Origin of the sequence: Cytobacillus praedii (genome assembly GCF_001439605.1) — a bacterium.
Taxonomy (GTDB): domain Bacteria; phylum Bacillota; class Bacilli; order Bacillales; family Cytobacillaceae; genus Cytobacillus; species Cytobacillus praedii.
Map to the genome: position 1 here is coordinate 15,105 of NZ_LMBX01000041.1, position 16,271 is coordinate 31,375.

Below are 16,271 nucleotides of genomic sequence, written 5' to 3' on the forward strand. Positions count from 1 at the left end.
GAAAAATAGGTATAAAGTAATAAAATGATTTAATGGGAAAAATCGACAAAGAAGGTGTAGAGAATAGCAATAGAAAAAAACATGGATCATAGAGGGGACAATGACGAATTACATAAACTGCTGACTTCCTCAAATGTCGTTTATTCAGTTTTCCAAGGAATGAAAGAAGGCCTAGTTATTACAGATATAAATGCGAATATCCTAAATGTCAATCAAGCATATTGCTCGATTACAGGCTATTCTGTACAAGAATTAATAGGGAGAAATCTTAATATTATTAAATCTAACCTTCATGATCAAGCCTTTTACCGTGAATTATGGAAGAGGATTACTTCAGAAGGGAGATGGGAAGGAGAGATCTGGAATCGGCATAAATGCGGTCGTTTGTTTCTTCAAAAGCTAAGTATCATTGCTATTAGAGATAAGCAAGATACGATTAACCAATACGTGGGGGTTGTGTCAGACATCTCAGAGGAAGAAAAACTGCGAAAGGATATCGTGAGAACCGGAATGCTGCAAAGAACCTTGCTCCCTTCAGCAATGAATATAAAAATGTTGGAAATCGACACTGTTTTCAGGCCATTAAACTATCTTGGAGGAGATTTCTTTGATTATTACTGGGACTCGGAAAAGAGAATTTTATCTGGTTATATCATAGATATAATGGGGCATGGGGTAACTGCTTCTTTCCAAAATTCAGTTTTACGAGTCTTGTTTCGTCAAAACTTTGATCACAATCGTACGTTAGTAGAGATACTGAAGACCATTAACCAAGAATCTATGAGTTATTTTTTAGAAGATACTTTTGCTGCAGCTCTTTGTTTCAGAATCAATTTAGAAGATGGTTTATTTACATATGCCTGTGCGGGAATTAATAAATTTATTAAATGTCAAACAAATGGTGAAATAAATGTCATTAAACAGCCTGGTCCATATTTAGGAATATTAAGTGATCCTACTTTTGATGAGATAACAGAGGAGATTAAAATGGGGGAATTACTGTTTTTCATGACAGATGGTTTTATGGATATTTTTGAAATGAATAATCGGTTATATGCAAATGACTTAAAAGGAAATATGAACATGTTAAGAAGGATGAGTATTTCCGAATTAAAAGATGATGCATCCGCCATCGGAGTCTTGGTAAAACAAGTTGGAGGGGGATGAATGTATACACTTCAGCTTAGATTTCATACACATGAAGAATTTCGTCAGCTTCGTTCTTTAATTAAAGCAGTTGTGCAGCACATTTTTGGTGAGAAAGATTCATTTCTATTGGAAGTGGCAATTAATGAAGCGGTAAATAATGCCCTATGTTCTACCCATTCGCGGAAACCGATTACATTGAGTATGAGAGTTACCGCTGGCAATCGTCTCGTCATTCGAATTAAAGATCTAGGTGGGGGCTTTAATGTTAGAAAAGTATTAAAAGAGATGACTAGTTCACCAGAGTTATTATTTGAGAGAAATTTATCAAGTGAATCTGGGAGAGGGCTTGGCATCATAAGAATGGCTGCTGATAAAATGATTTATAATCGCAAAGGAAATGAATTGCTTCTAATGAAATACATAAAACAAAATGCAATAAATAGTTCAAATCAAAAAAGTGTTGAGGTGCCCAGGTAGATGTCGAAGTTAACCAAGAAACTACTATTATCGTATTTTATTATTGTTGTTATGATGGCCGGACTTGGTGTTACAGCAGTATCCACACTCTCCTCAGTAAATGAGAATGGAATATCAATGCATGAGGACAGTGTTGTTCCATTAAGTCAAATTGCTGAGATTGCCAAGTATTCAGAGAACACTAGAGTTCAAATGGTAACAGCCGGAAATACTAAGGATCCTGCTCTAACAACAATTGCTGAAGAGAATATAGCTTATATAAGTGAGCTAATAAGTGAATATGAAAAAGGAAGCATGAAGCCGATTGAAAGGAAAAAGTTTGATGAGTTTCAAACGAATTGGACGCTGTTTACAGATCGTGTCGAAAAAAATATTTCCCTGATTAGAAATGGGGAGTATGAGGAAGCGAACGAAGGATTAAAGCTTGGAAGGGAACCGTTTAGTCTTGCAAGTGAAAACTTAAAAGAGCTGATCGTAATCAAGAAACAAGTTGCTGAAGACTTAGTAAATCAGAGTGAAAAGGAATATACTCAATCAAGAATAACACTGCTAATTATCGTACTATTTGCTGTTGTATTAGCGATTGGAATTGGACTATTTGAAGGGAAAATGATTGCTCAGCCACTTAAGAAAATATCTGAGATAGCGTCCAAGATAGCTAACGGAGATTTGACGTGTGAAGCGATTCAAATAAAAAATAAGGATGAAATTGGTGATCTCGCACGCTCATTTAACGAGATGAATGAATCTTTGAGAAAAGTAGTTTCTACTGTCTATCAGTCTTCAAAGGAGTTATCAGCTTTTTCGGAAGAAATGGCAGCTTCTAGCGAACAAGTGGCTGCATCCGCTACAGAGGTATCGGTTTCAATGAATCAAGTAGCAGAGAACACTGAAAAGGGAAACCAATCAGTCATGGATGTAACAAAAGTTTTATTAGAGCTATCCTCGCTTATTCAAATTGCTAAGAGAAAAGCTTCGTCAGCTTTACTCAATTCGAAATCTACCTATGAAACGGCAAGTGAAGGCAAGGAAATTGTAAATGAATCCATTCATAAGATGGAAACCATTAAAAGAAGGACAATAGAAACAGAAGGACTTATTCAGCGATTAGATCAGTATTCCATTGAAATCGGACATATAACGCAAATGATAACAAACATAGCTGATCAAACGAATCTCCTAGCGTTAAATGCTTCCATTGAAGCTGCAAGAGCAGGAGACCAGGGACGTGGGTTTGCAGTTGTTGCAGAAGAAGTCCGTAAATTGGCGGAACAATCCAATGATGGAGCACATCAAGTAGGAGAGCTCGTAAGGAAAATTTCTGGCAGCACGGGTGAAGCGGTAAAAGCGATGCAGCAAAATAGAATGGAGGTTGAGCAAGGGGTGGGAATTGTAGCCAGTGCAGGTCATGCACTGGACCGCATTCTTTCAGCTGTTTCTGTTACGTCAAAAGAAGTAGATGGAATTACTGATGTGACAGATGAAGAAGTGGCAAGTTCTGAGAAAATTGTTTCGCTAATTGATGAGCTTTCAACCGTAATGGAAAATACTACTGCAAAAACAGAAGAAGTCTCCATCGCCACCGAAGAATCGACTGCGGCAATTGAGACATTATCGGGGAGTGCAGAAGAAGTATGTGCGATGGCCATGGAACTAAAAACATCCGTACAAATTTTTAAAATATAAGGAGATTAGCCGGCCATGATGAAGAATATTGAAATTTCATCAACTACACCAACTAGGATAAAGGTTGTTTTGGAAGGGGATTTATACGTTGAAGAGGCTTCAGAATTACGTGAAAGGCTTCTTCGGCAGCTTGATAAAGGTATTTATATGATAGATATAGAGTTAGGCGGATTAAACTATATAGATAGTTCAGGCTTAGGTGTACTCATTGCCCTCCATAAAAGATGTACACAAAAAGGAGGGGCATTAACAATTAAAGGGGTTCGCGGGAAAATAAAGGAACTGTTCGAATTAACTAGATTAAATAAAGTGTTTGAAATGGAATAAAAAAACTGCGATGGCTGATTGTTTAAGAACAATTCATCCATCGCAGTTTTTTTACTTTCGAAATAAACGATTAATCTAAAAATTAGATTGATTTCATATAAAATACATATTGATTAGATTGATTGTAAAATATACAATATGAAAATAAGAAAATTATAAAAATTCAATCGATTAAATAAGAGGTGATCTTTAATTCTTCATTATCTTAAAGAAAGGGTGAAATGATGAACAATAACATAACTCCTTTGAAACAAGGTTTATATGATCCGGTGTTCGAACGTGATGCATGCGGAATAGGTTTTATAGCTAATGTAAAAGGCAGCAAATCCAATCAAATAATTAGGAAGGGTCTGTCAATGCTTAATCGGTTAGAGCATCGAGGAGGTCAAGGAAGTGATCCAGCCACTGGGGATGGTGCAGGAATATTGACCCAGCTGCCTCATCAGTTTTTCTTAACAAAATGTGGAGAGATGAGGATTCCGGAAATTGGAAATTATGGGGTTGGAATGATCTTTTTGCCACAAAAGCCACAATGGCGGAAACGATGTGAACATGTATTAAAAGAAATCATCGAGGGAGAGGGACAGCAACTATTGGGCTGGAGAATGGTACCAACCGATGATTCAGCACTTGGGAATGCTGCAAAAAAAAGTCAGCCATTTATTTGCCAAGTGTTTATTGGGAAAATAGATGAAGAAATGGACGAAGATTCCTTCGAAAGAAAGCTCTATGTTATTCGAAAAAGAACGGAAAAAACCATTCGAGAGAAACGATTGGCCGGAAATGAAATGTTTTATTTTTGCAGTCTTTCTTCCAGGACGATTATTTACAAAGGAATGCTAACTCCTGAACAGCTAGAAACATATTTTATTGATTTGCAGGAGGACCTTTTTGAATCTGCCTTTTCTCTTGTACATTCAAGATTTAGTACGAATACTTTTCCGAGCTGGGAAAGAGCTCATCCAAACCGATATTTAATTCATAATGGAGAAATAAATACGTTAAAAGGAAACGTTAATTGGATGAAAGCCCGCGAACAAATAATTGAATCCTCAGTTTTCGGTTTAGAAATTAAAGAAATTTTACCTATTATTGATTTAGATGGCAGTGACTCTTCAGCTTTTGATAATTGTCTAGAATTTTTGGCGTTATCTGGCCGCGCTCTATCTCATGCAGCAATGATGATGGTTCCAGAACCATGGGAAAAAGACGATGAAATGGAGGATTCATTAAAAGCATTTTATGAATATCACAGCCATTTGATGGAACCGTGGGATGGACCGGCTGCTTTAGCTTTTACAGATGGTAAGCAAATCGGAGCCATGCTTGATCGCAATGGACTCCGTCCGGCACGGTACTATGTAACAGAGGATGATACAATCATATTTTCTTCTGAGGCAGGAGTCATTGATATAGAGCCTGATCAAATTATTCACAAAGGAAGATTGAGTCCTGGAGAAATGTTGATAGTAGATGTACAAAAAGGAAGAATTCTATTGAATGAGGAAATAAAGCAATGCATAGCAAATGGCTTTCCCTACCGTAAATGGTTGAATGAAAGGCAAATTCATTTGAAGGAGCTGCCGGAAGTAAAGGTGTCCCATCATGATAAAAGGATAAATGGATTACAATTGCAGCGTGCATTCGGATACACGTATGAAGAGCTGACAAAGCAAATTGAACCAATGGCAATGGAGGGGAAAGAGTCTGTTGGTTCCATGGGAAACGATACACCCCTAGCTGTTCTCTCCAATCGTTCACAGCTTTTATACAATTACTTTAGACAGCTGTTTGCCCAAGTTACGAATCCTCCAATAGATGCCATTCGTGAAACATTTGTTACATCAACAGTTACATTGCTGGGTGCTGAAGGAAATTTACTCAACCCAATGCAAGATAGCTGCCATCGAATAAGGATGGATACGCCAATTTGTACGAATAATCAACTTATGCGGCTTCGTCATAATCCTTATGCTTCGTTTAAAACAAGAACATTCCCTATATTATTTGATTACAAAAATGTAGAAAGTGGTTTAGAAGAATCATTAAATCACTTATTTTCTTCGGTTGATCAAGCGGTAGCAAATGGAGTATCAATCATTATTTTGTCCGATCGAAATGTTAATGAAACGGCAGCAGGTATACCAGCACTCCTTGCGGTAAGTGGGCTCCATCACCATTTAGTACGGCAAGGAACTAGAACAAAGGCAAGTATTATTGTAGAAACAGGAGAGGCTCGGGATGTCCATCAATTTTGTATGCTGATCGGTTATGGGGCAGATGCAATTAATCCATATCTGGCATTACAGACGATTAAAGACATGCTGGTTAACAGGCAAACTCAATCAATAGACTACATTAAAGCAATTGAAAACTACATTCACGCTGCAACGAATGGAATAGTAAAAGTCCTTTCTAAAATGGGGATATCTACCATTCAAAGCTATCGGGGTGCACAGATTTTTGAATCTGTTGGAATTGATCCTCTTGTTATCGATACGTATTTTACTGGAACTTCCGCAAGATTAGGAGGAATGAATCTGGAGGCAATTGCGAAAGAAACATTACTTCGGCATGCGGAAGCATTCCATTCCAAAAATAAAACAGAATCATTAGAAAGTGGGAGTGACTTTCAATGGCGTCAAGGTGGGGAAGCGCACGCATTTCGTCCTGAAACCATTCATCTCCTGCAGCACGCATGTCGTACTAATGATTATCAGCTATATAAAAAATATGCGAAACTGGCAAATGAAGAACAGCTTATTTTCTTGCGTGGGATGTTTGAATTTCGAGAGTCATCACCGATTCCTGTAGAAGAAGTGGAAAGCATTGAATCGATTTGCAGACGCTTTAAAACGGGTGCGATGTCATATGGTTCTTTAAGCCAGGAGGCTCATGAAACAATCGCGATTGCGATGAATAGGATTGGCGGCAAAAGCAATAGCGGTGAAGGGGGAGAACATTATGGCCGCTGTATTCCAGATGAAAATGGCGATAGAAGAGGAAGTGCGATTAAACAGGTCGCTTCAGGGAGATTTGGTGTATCAAGCCATTATTTAGTCCATGCAGAGGAAATTCAAATTAAGATGGCGCAAGGGGCAAAGCCAGGCGAAGGTGGTCATTTACCAGGAAGCAAAGTTTATCCATGGATAGCAGAAGTACGTGGATCTACTCCAGGGGTTGGTCTTATTTCCCCTCCGCCGCACCATGATATTTACTCAATAGAAGACCTTGCACAGCTGATTCATGATTTAAAAAGTGTTAATCCCCAAGCAAGAATAAGTGTTAAGCTCGTCGCGAAGGCAGGAGTTGGCACGATTGCTGCTGGGGTTGCAAAGGGGCTGGCAGATGTCATTTTAATCAGCGGATCAGAAGGTGGAACGGGAGCAGCGCCGAAGATGAGTATTAAGCATACTGGTATGCCATGGGAAATTGGTCTTGCAGAAACACATCAAACGTTGATGCTCAATGGACTAAGAGACCGAGTGGCACTGGAAGCAGACGGGAAAATGATGACAGGCCGAGATATTGTTATTGCAACTCTTCTAGGAGCAGAGGAATTCGGTTTCGGAACAGCTCCTCTCGTTGTTTTAGGGTGTGTTCTGGTACGTGCTTGTCATTTAAATACTTGTCCTGTCGGGATTGCTACCCAAGATCCAGAGTTGCGCAAAAAGTTTCATGGAGAAGCAGATTATCTAGTGAATTTTATGCGATTTATAGCGGAGGATGTTCGTGAAATCATGGCAAAGCTTGGTTTTAGAACAATCAATGAAATGGTTGGCCAAACAAATAGACTAATGCAAATAGATAAATCAAAAACACACTGGAAGACAAAAGACTTGGATCTCTCAACAATTTTATATAAGCCTAATGCTTTATATAACGGAGGGATGTATAAACAGATGCAGCAAAACCACAAGCTTGAACAATCACTTGATCATAGAGTGCTATTAGATATTTGTAAGCCAGCACTGACACAAAAAAAGAAAGTAAAAGCCAGCTTTCCAATTCAAAATATTCATCGCACGGTAGGCACAATTGTAGGAAGTGAGTTAACCAAGCACTATGGGCAGGCAGGTCTTCCAGAAGATACGATTGATTTGCAGTTTTTGGGAACAGCAGGACAAAGCTTTGGAGCATTTTTACCGAAAGGGGTCACTTTGACTCTGGAAGGGGAAGCAAATGATTATGTAGGCAAAGGGTTATCGGGCGGAAAAATCATTGTAAAGCCATCAGGGAAATCAAAATTTGTTCCCGAAGAAAACACGGTTATTGGAAATGTTTCTTTCTATGGTGGGACATCGGGTGAAGCCTATGTCCATGGGTTAGCAGGGGAACGTTTTTGTGTTAGAAATAGTGGTGTTCGTGCGGTTGCAGAGGGAATAGGCGATCATGGCTGCGAGTATATGACGGGTGGACGGGTTGCTATCCTTGGATCAGTGGGTAAAAATTTCGCGGCTGGAATGTCTGGTGGATTAGCCTATGTCTTTGCTGAGGATTTTGATAGCTTCTATAAAAAATGCAATCGGGATTTAATATCCTTGGAGCAGGTAGAAAAGGGTGAAGAAGCAGAGGAGCTGAAACAGCTCATTCAAAAGTATCACCATTATACAAATAGTTCACGTGCCAAGTATATTCTCCACCATTGGAGCGAGCTGTTACCGGTTTGGGTGAAAGTAATCCCTAAGGAATATAAACGTGCCATCCAAAAAGTGGAAGGAAACCTGAAAAAGAACGGAAGTAAAACTGGTGTTTTTAAGCTTGATAAAACAGATTCGATGTCAAGAACTATAAGCTTAATGAATTAAGAAAAAAGAAAGGAGTGCATCGATGGGAAAAGATACTGGTTTTATTGAATATGACAGGGAAGTCCCGTTGGAAAGAAAACCAAGTGACCGCGTACAGGACTGGAAGGAATATCAGCAGCCGCTTTCGAAAGACAGCATGGAAAAGCAAGGGGCACGATGTATGGATTGTGCGACCCCATTTTGTCATACCGGAATCCAATTAGGAAAGTCCATGATAGGCTGCCCAACCAATAATTTAATTCCGGAATGGAACGACCTTATTTACCGTGGAAGATGGAAAGAAGCACTCGAGAAGTTAGTGAAAACAAATAATTTCCCCGAGTTTACTGGGCGTGTATGCCCAGCTCCTTGTGAAGGATCCTGTACAGCGGCTATCAATGATTCTCCTGTCGCCATAAAGAGCATTGAACGAGCCATTATTGATAAAGGTTTCACTGAAGGCTGGATTACTCCAAACCCGCCGGCCATACGTACAGGTAAGTCAGTAGCAATCGTCGGTTCTGGCCCAGCGGGGCTTGCATGTGCAGATCAGCTGAACAAGATGGGGCATTCAGTAACTGTTTATGAACGTTCTGATCGGATCGGTGGCTTGCTCATGTATGGCATCCCGAATATGAAGCTTGAAAAAGACATTGTAGAGCGAAGAGTGCGTTTATTAGAAGCCGAAGGCATACAGTTTGTTACAAATACGGAAATTGGAAAAGACATTCAAGCAGTCGAATTACGCAAGAGTTTTAATGCTGTTATTCTCTGTACCGGAGCACATAAACCAAGAGACTTATTTATAGAAGGAAGAGAGCTAAAGGGAATCCATTTTGCAATGGATTATTTAACAGCCAACACGAAAAGTCTGCTAGATTCTAATTTGGGGGATCATGCATATCTTTCGGCAGAAGGAAAGGATGTTGTTGTCATTGGCGGAGGTGATACAGGGGCAGACTGTATCGCCACTGCCTTACGGCATCAGTGTAAAAGGATTGTACAGTTCGGGAAGCATCCGAAGCTCCCAATGGAGCGTACAGCTGCTAATCCGTGGCCTGAATTTCCAAATACCTTCTCGTTGGATTATGCATATGAAGAAGCAAGTGTACAAACAGGTAAAGACCCAAGGGAATATTCAATTTTAACGAAGAGATTTATTGGCGATGAAAGCGGGCATGTAAAAGAACTGCACACAGTACAATTAGAGATTGCATCGGATCTGTATGGGAATACTTTTATTCATGAAATTCCCGGCAGTGAAAAAATTTGGCCCGCTGATCTTGTACTTATAGCGATTGGATTCAGTGGTGCTGAAAAGGAATTGCTGGATGCATTTACACTGGATCAAGATAAACGTCAGAAAATGAACGTAACAAATGATAAGTATACAACTAATTTAGACGGGGTATTTATAGCTGGAGATGTAAGGAGAGGCCAAAGTTTAGTTGTCTGGGCAATCAAAGAAGGGAGGGAGGCTGCTAATGAATGTGATAAATATATGATGAGTAAGATGAAATAGAAAAAAATTTAAAAATGGTGGTGTGAGGATGACTGAATTATTTTTTGTAAACAGTTTATGGATTATGCTAGGTGCAATTTTGGTCATTTTCATGCAGGGTGGTTTTATTTTATTAGAAGCAGGTTCTACAAGAATGAAAAATGCTGGTCATATTGCAGGTAAGACTATATTTTCTTTTGGAATTGCGTCTATTATTTTTTGGGCAGTTGGCTATGGGTTTATTTTTGGCAGCAATGGGAACTTCTTTGTAGGCATGTCTGATTTTTTCTATTCAGGGGAAGAAACATTAGAAACTAGTTATTCCAAGGCTGCTTTCTTCGTGTTTCAACTTGCATTTGCTGGAATTGCCTTAACTATTGCATTTGGCGGTTTTGCAGAGCGGGCGAAGTTATCAGTATATCTCATTTTTGCTCTTATTTTTTCAAGCCTCATTTATCCAATCGTTGCACATTGGATATCGGGCGGGGGCTGGTTGGCAGAACATGGGAAACAGGATTTTGCTGGTTCGACAGTTGTCCATTTAACAGGTGCGATGGCTGCACTTGCAGCTACGATTTTATTAAAGCCGCGTATTGGGAAATACAATAAGGATGGCACGGCAAATAATCTGCATGGTCACAACCAGGTATTCACAGCTTTAGGCGTGCTTATTTTATGGATAGGCTGGTTTGGATTTAATGCGGGAAGTACATTAGGCGTTGAAGATGGATTTTTTGGTTTTATTGCCTTAAATACTAATTTGTCAGCAGCTGCAGGTGCAATCAGTGCTTTGCTTATTTCATGGGCAATAATGGGAAAATCGGATGTACCGACAATGTTGAATGGAGCCTTGTCAGGGCTCGTTTCAATTACAGCTTCTTGTGCTTTTGTTGAAACATGGGCAGCAGTTGTAATTGGTATCATTGCTGGGTTGCTTGTCTTTTATGGAGCTAGGCTGGTTGAAAAATTACAGATTGATGATCCGATTTTTGCACTTTCTGTCCATGGCTTAGCAGGAGTATGGGGAACGTTATCAACAGGATTATTTGCTGCGCCTGAATTAGCATCCGTTGGCAAACCAGGATTGTTTTATGGTGGCGGGCTTGAACAGCTAGGCGTTCAAATGATGGGTGTGACTGTAACAGCTATTTTTTCCTTTGCTGTCTCATTTATAGCTTTATATGCAATGAAAAAAGTAATGAATGGCATTCGAGTGACTAAAGAAGAAGAATTAATGGGTTTAGATTTAAGTGAGCATGGCAGTTACGGATATCCTGAAGAATTTACAAATAAGGAACAAAAAAGTTCTAATGAATTAGTCGTCCATTCACCATTGAATACGCAATCCTAGAAAAAGGATGTAATTTTAACCTATTAATAAACTAACTAATCCTTGATATCCAAAATATAAGCCAAAACCAACTAAGGAATATCCAGAAATGATAGAAATCATTTTAAGACTGTTATTATTTAGGAATCTTCTAAAGCCTGTTGTCAATCCAGCTACAAGAATATCCCATAATGATAAACCTAGAAATATCATACTGCTATATATTAATAAGGATGCAGTTCCATTTGTTTGTGCAGTTTTCGCTAAGACTGAGCCATATATACCCAGCCAAAAGAGAATAGACATGGGGCTTGTAATGGACATAATAAATCCAGTGAAGAAACATTTAATGATTGATTCTTTTCCCCTGCTGTCTGCTAAAGTAAAAGAGCCTGCTCTGACAATACTTTCAATACCTGAGTAGATGAGGATAAATCCGCCAAATAGCCAGAGAAATATTTGGACAATAGGAATCTCAAGAAAATGAACCATTCCTAAATAAACGATTATCATGAAGACTCCATCAGCAATCATTGAGCCGGCACCTACCACCCAGGCATGCCAAAATCCATTTTTTATCCCTTTATCCAAACGTGCAGAGTTCACTGGGCCAATTGGAGCTGCTAATGTAAAACCTAATATAATATAGCTTAGTAAAATACTGGTATTTAAACATCCACCACTCCACTCAGAATTGAGTTATATAACTTGTACATTTTATGTGGTGAATCTGATGATATGACAACTAGTCCAACGATTATTTATGAAAAAAAACGTTCAATCGGAGGTCTTTTTCATTGTAATTTTTATTTAAATAAGTCTTCAGGTACAAATTTATAGGTATGATGGGAAAAAATATCTAGCTACAGCACAAAAAAGGCAGTCCCAAAACCTTCAATAAGGTTTCGGGACTGCTTTTTTTATCTAACGTTCATTTCACTTGGTTTTGGTCCTTTGCGTTCGTTGCGATTAAGCTTGTTGATTTCTTCCATTTCATTAGCTGAAAGTTCAAAATCAAAAACATTGAAGTTTTCTTCAATTCTAGCTGGAGTGACAGATTTTGGGATGACGATGGTATTATTTTGCAAATGCCAGCGCAAGACGATTTGTGCTGGTGATTTCCCATGATCTTTTGCGATTTTTTGAATGATTTCTTCGCTTAGCACTTCGCCGCCTTGCTGTAAAGGACTCCATGCTTCGATAAAAATCTCATGTTTTGCACAAAAGTCTTTAAGCTCTTTTTGATCAAGGTAAGGATGACACTCAACCTGGTTTAGGACAGGCTTGACATCACATTCTTTTAAGATGTGCTCAAGATGCTCGATGTCAAAATTACAAACCCCAATCGCTTTCACACGTCCATCATGGTAAAGTTTTTCTAATGCCTTATATGTATCAACATACTGATCGTACTCTGGCGTTGGCCAATGAATTAAGTAGAGATCAACATAGTCAAGGCCAAGTCTTGCTAGGCTTTCATCAAATGCACGTAATGTATTTTCGTAGCCTTGATCACTATTCCAAACTTTTGTAGTAATAAAAAGTTCTTCACGTGGAACAGAAGTGGCTTGGATGGCTTTGCCGACACCACTTTCATTCTGGTAAATCATTGCTGTATCAATAGACGTATAGCCCACCTCAATTGCTTTAGCAACGGCTACCTCTGCTTGATCATTTTCCACTTGCCATACACCGAACCCAAGCTGCGGCATTTTTAATCCATTATTTAAGGTTACAAACTTCATCAAAATGTCTCCTTTACAACTCATTTCCCTTCAATTGCAGTTTTAGGATATCAATTTGAGATAGAAATATCAAATAATTGAAACGGTAAAAATGAGTAAATATTTCAAGTTTAAGAAAAAGAAAAAAGCGCAAATTAATATAGCCTTATAAAAAAAATAGGAGGGCGTTTGTTATGATGAAAAAACTGCTATTTACAGTTATGTTTGCTGTGTTTTCACTAGGATTATTATCTGCATGCGGTGTTAACAACAATCGTATGAACGATACGGAGGATGTAAACTTTCGTCCTGTTCGTTATGAGCCACAGAATAATAATGATCGATTGGATCCTGCAGACTCCAATTTGAATCCAGCTAGAGATAATACAAATAATAGGGATAATAACCCCGGTTTGTTAAACGATGTACAGCAAAATGACCGGTTATATGATGACGGTAGAAACCATCAAATGCCAGGGACAGGCGGAACGATGAGTGGGCAATAAACCCTAATACAGTACAAAAAGAGCGTAACTACTAAGTGGTGCTCTTTTTGTGCTTTTTAGTGTCTGCTTCCACATTTATAAGTGTATAAGATACGCTATATTAATTTCAATAACATCATTCATCCATTAAAATAACTGCTAGCCAAGTATGTAGTGATATTGCATACACCTGCGTCTATTCCATAATGTCATTTAGGTGTATTTGTGACTGGCAGAAGTTTTGCCTCTGGAGTGACTTCTTTATTTGAAACTGCAGTCCAAATTCAATTATTATCTGATATTTCAGGTTTTTGCTCACTGCTTGATTAAATCGAAAACTATCGCTTTATTTTCATCGAGTACGTTAAATATGAACTGGGGCATAATTTGCTTCATTTATGGTTACATACCAGTTTTTAGTAAAAAGTGCATTTACCAGATCTCTTTATAATCAATATAAGGCTATTTCTTCACGAATACCTTGTCCATTTGCCGGGTGTTCTGCCTTTTCATAGACAGTTGTATATAAAAAGGTCTAGCCGTTTTTGGCTAGACTTTAGTATTTACCTTTCTATTCAATACTGCAATAAATGGCAGGACAGTTTTCGCAGCCTATTTCATCTTTAAGAAATTGTAAATGATGAACCGTAATTTTTCCTTTTTTGATGGAGATGATCCCATCACGCTTTAACTCATTTAGTAGACGATTTGTGCTTTCTCTTGATGTTCCGCAAAAATTTCCTAGCTCTTGGTTTGTTAATGGGAGATCAATTAAGATGCCATCGTTTTTTTTAATGCCATAACTATTCGTCATTCGAATAATAGTGGAATAAAGAGCCCCTTTTTTTCCATTGAGAACAAGATCCCTAAATTTTGTTTGTGTTTTTCGGAAATGATCACTCATCCACTTCATGAATTCAAAGGCAAGGGCACTATTTTGAAAAATTTCTCTTTCTATTACGTCTTTTTTTATCGCAGCGATTTCCCCGTTTTCAAGGATTAGGGCACTTAGTAAATATTTTGGTGAGTGAGTAAATAATGTCAGTTCCCCGCAAATATCATTGTCTCCACAAATACGTAAAGCAAGTTCACGTCCATCTTTTGAAATTTTACTTATTTGTACTTTGCCAGAAATAATTAAGTAGAGCTCTTCAGCGTGTTCTCCTTCTTGAAATAAATATTGGCCTTTTACCGTTTTAATCGTTCGATCAGCCAGCTGAAGTAATTCTTTTATTTCAATTGAGTGTGTTGGTTTCATTGATTGTACCATTCAGTTATCACCCTTTTTTATACATCCGTGTTGTTAACTATATAGTACCATTTTGATAGAGTAAACGGCTTGTTTTTAACTGTGAAGAATTTATGAACTTCAATTAAAGTGTGAAGCTCTTCACATCTTTGTTGCCCTAATTTTTTTAAGATGAACTCATTAAGGAAATCATTATCCTCACCATTAATAAGGTAGGATCGAAAGGGGATCTTTCACATGAAAGCGAAGGCGTTACAATTACCTCTTCAGACATTTAGTTTAATTGCTGGGTTTATGGTATGGGTTATTTTATCAGCACTAATGCCATTCATTAAAGAAGAAATTCAATTGAGTGCCAATCAGTTAGCATTAGTAACGGCAATTCCGGTAGTCCTTGGATCAATATTAAGAGTACCTATTGGCTATTGGACAAATCGTTTTGGTGCTAGGAAATTATTTTCTATCAGCTTTATTCTTTTAGTTTTTCCGATTTACTACATTAGCATCTCTAATTCATTTATAGATTTACTTGTAGGAGGCTTATTTTTAGGAATAAGCGGAGCAGTATTTTCAGTGGGAGTTACTTCATTACCGAAGTATTATCCGAAAGAACGACATGGTTTTGTAAATGGTATCTATGGTGTAGGGAATGTAGGTACTGCCATTACCACATTTGCAGCACCCGTGATTGCTACTCAACTAGGCTGGCAAACAACCGTTCAACTTTACTTAATCATTGTATTAATCGTAGCGGTGATAAACTTTTTCCTAGGGGATAAAAATGAACCAAAGGTAGTCACTCCATTAAAGGATCAAATAAAAAGTGTATACAAAAATGAAAAGCTATGGTGTTTAAGCTTGTTCTATTTCTTAACATTTGGAGCATTTGTAGCATTTACAATTTATCTGCCAAACTTCCTTGTAGCAAATTTTGAGTTGGATAAAGTGGATGCAGGATTAAGAACAGCAGGATTTATAGCCATTGCAACGTTTGTCCGTCCATTAGGCGGCTGGCTTGGTGATAAGTTTAATTCATTTAAGATTTTAATGATTGTTTTTGCAGGTTTAACCGTATCAGGAATCTTATTAGCATTTAATCCGACATTGACTTTTTATTCTATCGGCTGTTTAACAATTGCTTTCTGTGCTGGTATTGGCAATGGAACTATTTTTAAACTAGTGCCAATGTATTTCTCAAAGCAAGGCGGAATTGTAAATGGGATTGTTTCAGCAATGGGTGGCTTAGGAGGGTTCTTTCCACCGCTTATGCTCTCATTCTTATTTAACTTGACCGGACATTATGCAATAGGGTTTATGGCATTATCACAAGTAGCACTTGCTAGCTTAATTATCGTTGTTTGGATGTATTATCAGGAAAAATTGGGTTCAGTTGTACAAAAACAATCATTTAATGGCCGAGGCCAATTATCCCAATAATAAAAGGGAAAATCCTCAATTGTAATTGAGGATTTTCCCTTACAGACTGTAGACAAACTCGATGAAAATCGAGTTTGCCTACAGTCTTTTTTGTTTTAAAATAGAAATAGAACAATACT

Annotated in this window: 12 protein-coding genes; 9 read left to right on the top strand and 3 right to left on the bottom strand. The window is 38.1% G+C overall.

Features of this window, described 5'->3' with window-relative positions:
* Positions 1-81 precede the first annotated feature (81 nt).
* From ASU02_RS24480 to ASU02_RS24510, 7 genes are all read left to right on the top strand, one after another.
* Entirely contained in the window at positions 82-1,167 is a 1,086-nt protein-coding gene (locus tag ASU02_RS24480; protein ID WP_057768041.1) for a SpoIIE family protein phosphatase, read from the top strand.
* Complete coding sequence (locus ASU02_RS24485) at positions 1,168-1,626, top strand: ATP-binding protein (RefSeq protein ID WP_057768042.1); 459 nt, start codon at positions 1,168-1,170, stop codon at positions 1,624-1,626.
* Entirely contained in the window at positions 1,627-3,312 is a 1,686-nt protein-coding gene (locus tag ASU02_RS24490) for a methyl-accepting chemotaxis protein (RefSeq protein ID WP_057768043.1), read from the top strand.
* A 15-nt stretch (positions 3,313-3,327) separates the two neighbouring features.
* Positions 3,328-3,639 (top strand): STAS domain-containing protein, encoded by a 312-nt coding sequence (locus ASU02_RS24495; RefSeq protein WP_057768044.1) that lies wholly within the window; start codon positions 3,328-3,330, stop codon positions 3,637-3,639.
* Positions 3,640-3,863: 224 nt separating this feature from the next.
* Complete coding sequence (gene gltB / locus ASU02_RS24500; protein WP_057768045.1) at positions 3,864-8,447, top strand: glutamate synthase large subunit; 4,584 nt, start codon at positions 3,864-3,866, stop codon at positions 8,445-8,447.
* 22 nt (positions 8,448-8,469) lie between these two features.
* The gene (locus ASU02_RS24505) at positions 8,470-9,948 is read left to right on the top strand and encodes a glutamate synthase subunit beta (protein WP_057768046.1); all 1,479 of its coding nucleotides are present in this window, start codon (positions 8,470-8,472) and stop codon (positions 9,946-9,948) included.
* Positions 9,949-9,976: 28 nt separating this feature from the next.
* Positions 9,977-11,278: an ammonium transporter gene (locus tag ASU02_RS24510; RefSeq protein ID WP_057768047.1), complete on the top strand. Its 1,302-nt coding sequence runs from the start codon at positions 9,977-9,979 to the stop codon at positions 11,276-11,278.
* A gap of 15 nt (positions 11,279-11,293) precedes the next feature.
* Here the strand turns inward: ASU02_RS24510 and ASU02_RS24515 are convergent, their stop codons facing one another.
* Together ASU02_RS24515 and ASU02_RS24520 are read right to left on the bottom strand one after the other, a co-directional pair.
* Complete coding sequence (locus tag ASU02_RS24515; RefSeq protein ID WP_232426339.1) at positions 11,294-11,902, bottom strand: LysE family transporter; 609 nt, start codon at positions 11,900-11,902, stop codon at positions 11,294-11,296.
* Positions 11,903-12,177: 275 nt separating this feature from the next.
* Positions 12,178-13,002: an aldo/keto reductase gene (locus ASU02_RS24520; RefSeq protein ID WP_057768049.1), complete on the bottom strand. Its 825-nt coding sequence runs from the start codon at positions 13,000-13,002 to the stop codon at positions 12,178-12,180.
* A 173-nt stretch (positions 13,003-13,175) separates the two neighbouring features.
* Between ASU02_RS24520 and ASU02_RS24525 the strand changes: the two genes are divergently transcribed.
* Entirely contained in the window at positions 13,176-13,487 is a 312-nt protein-coding gene (locus ASU02_RS24525) for a hypothetical protein (protein WP_057768050.1), read from the top strand.
* A 550-nt stretch (positions 13,488-14,037) separates the two neighbouring features.
* On the opposite strand, the gene ASU02_RS24530 is transcribed toward ASU02_RS24525, so the two are convergent.
* Complete coding sequence (locus ASU02_RS24530; RefSeq protein WP_057768051.1) at positions 14,038-14,736, bottom strand: Crp/Fnr family transcriptional regulator; 699 nt, start codon at positions 14,734-14,736, stop codon at positions 14,038-14,040.
* 216 nt (positions 14,737-14,952) lie between these two features.
* On the opposite strand from ASU02_RS24530, the gene ASU02_RS24535 reads away from it, so the two are divergent.
* Positions 14,953-16,152, top strand: a complete 1,200-nt coding sequence (locus tag ASU02_RS24535) for a nitrate/nitrite transporter (RefSeq protein WP_057768052.1) — start codon at positions 14,953-14,955, stop codon at positions 16,150-16,152.
* Positions 16,153-16,271 lie beyond the last annotated feature (119 nt).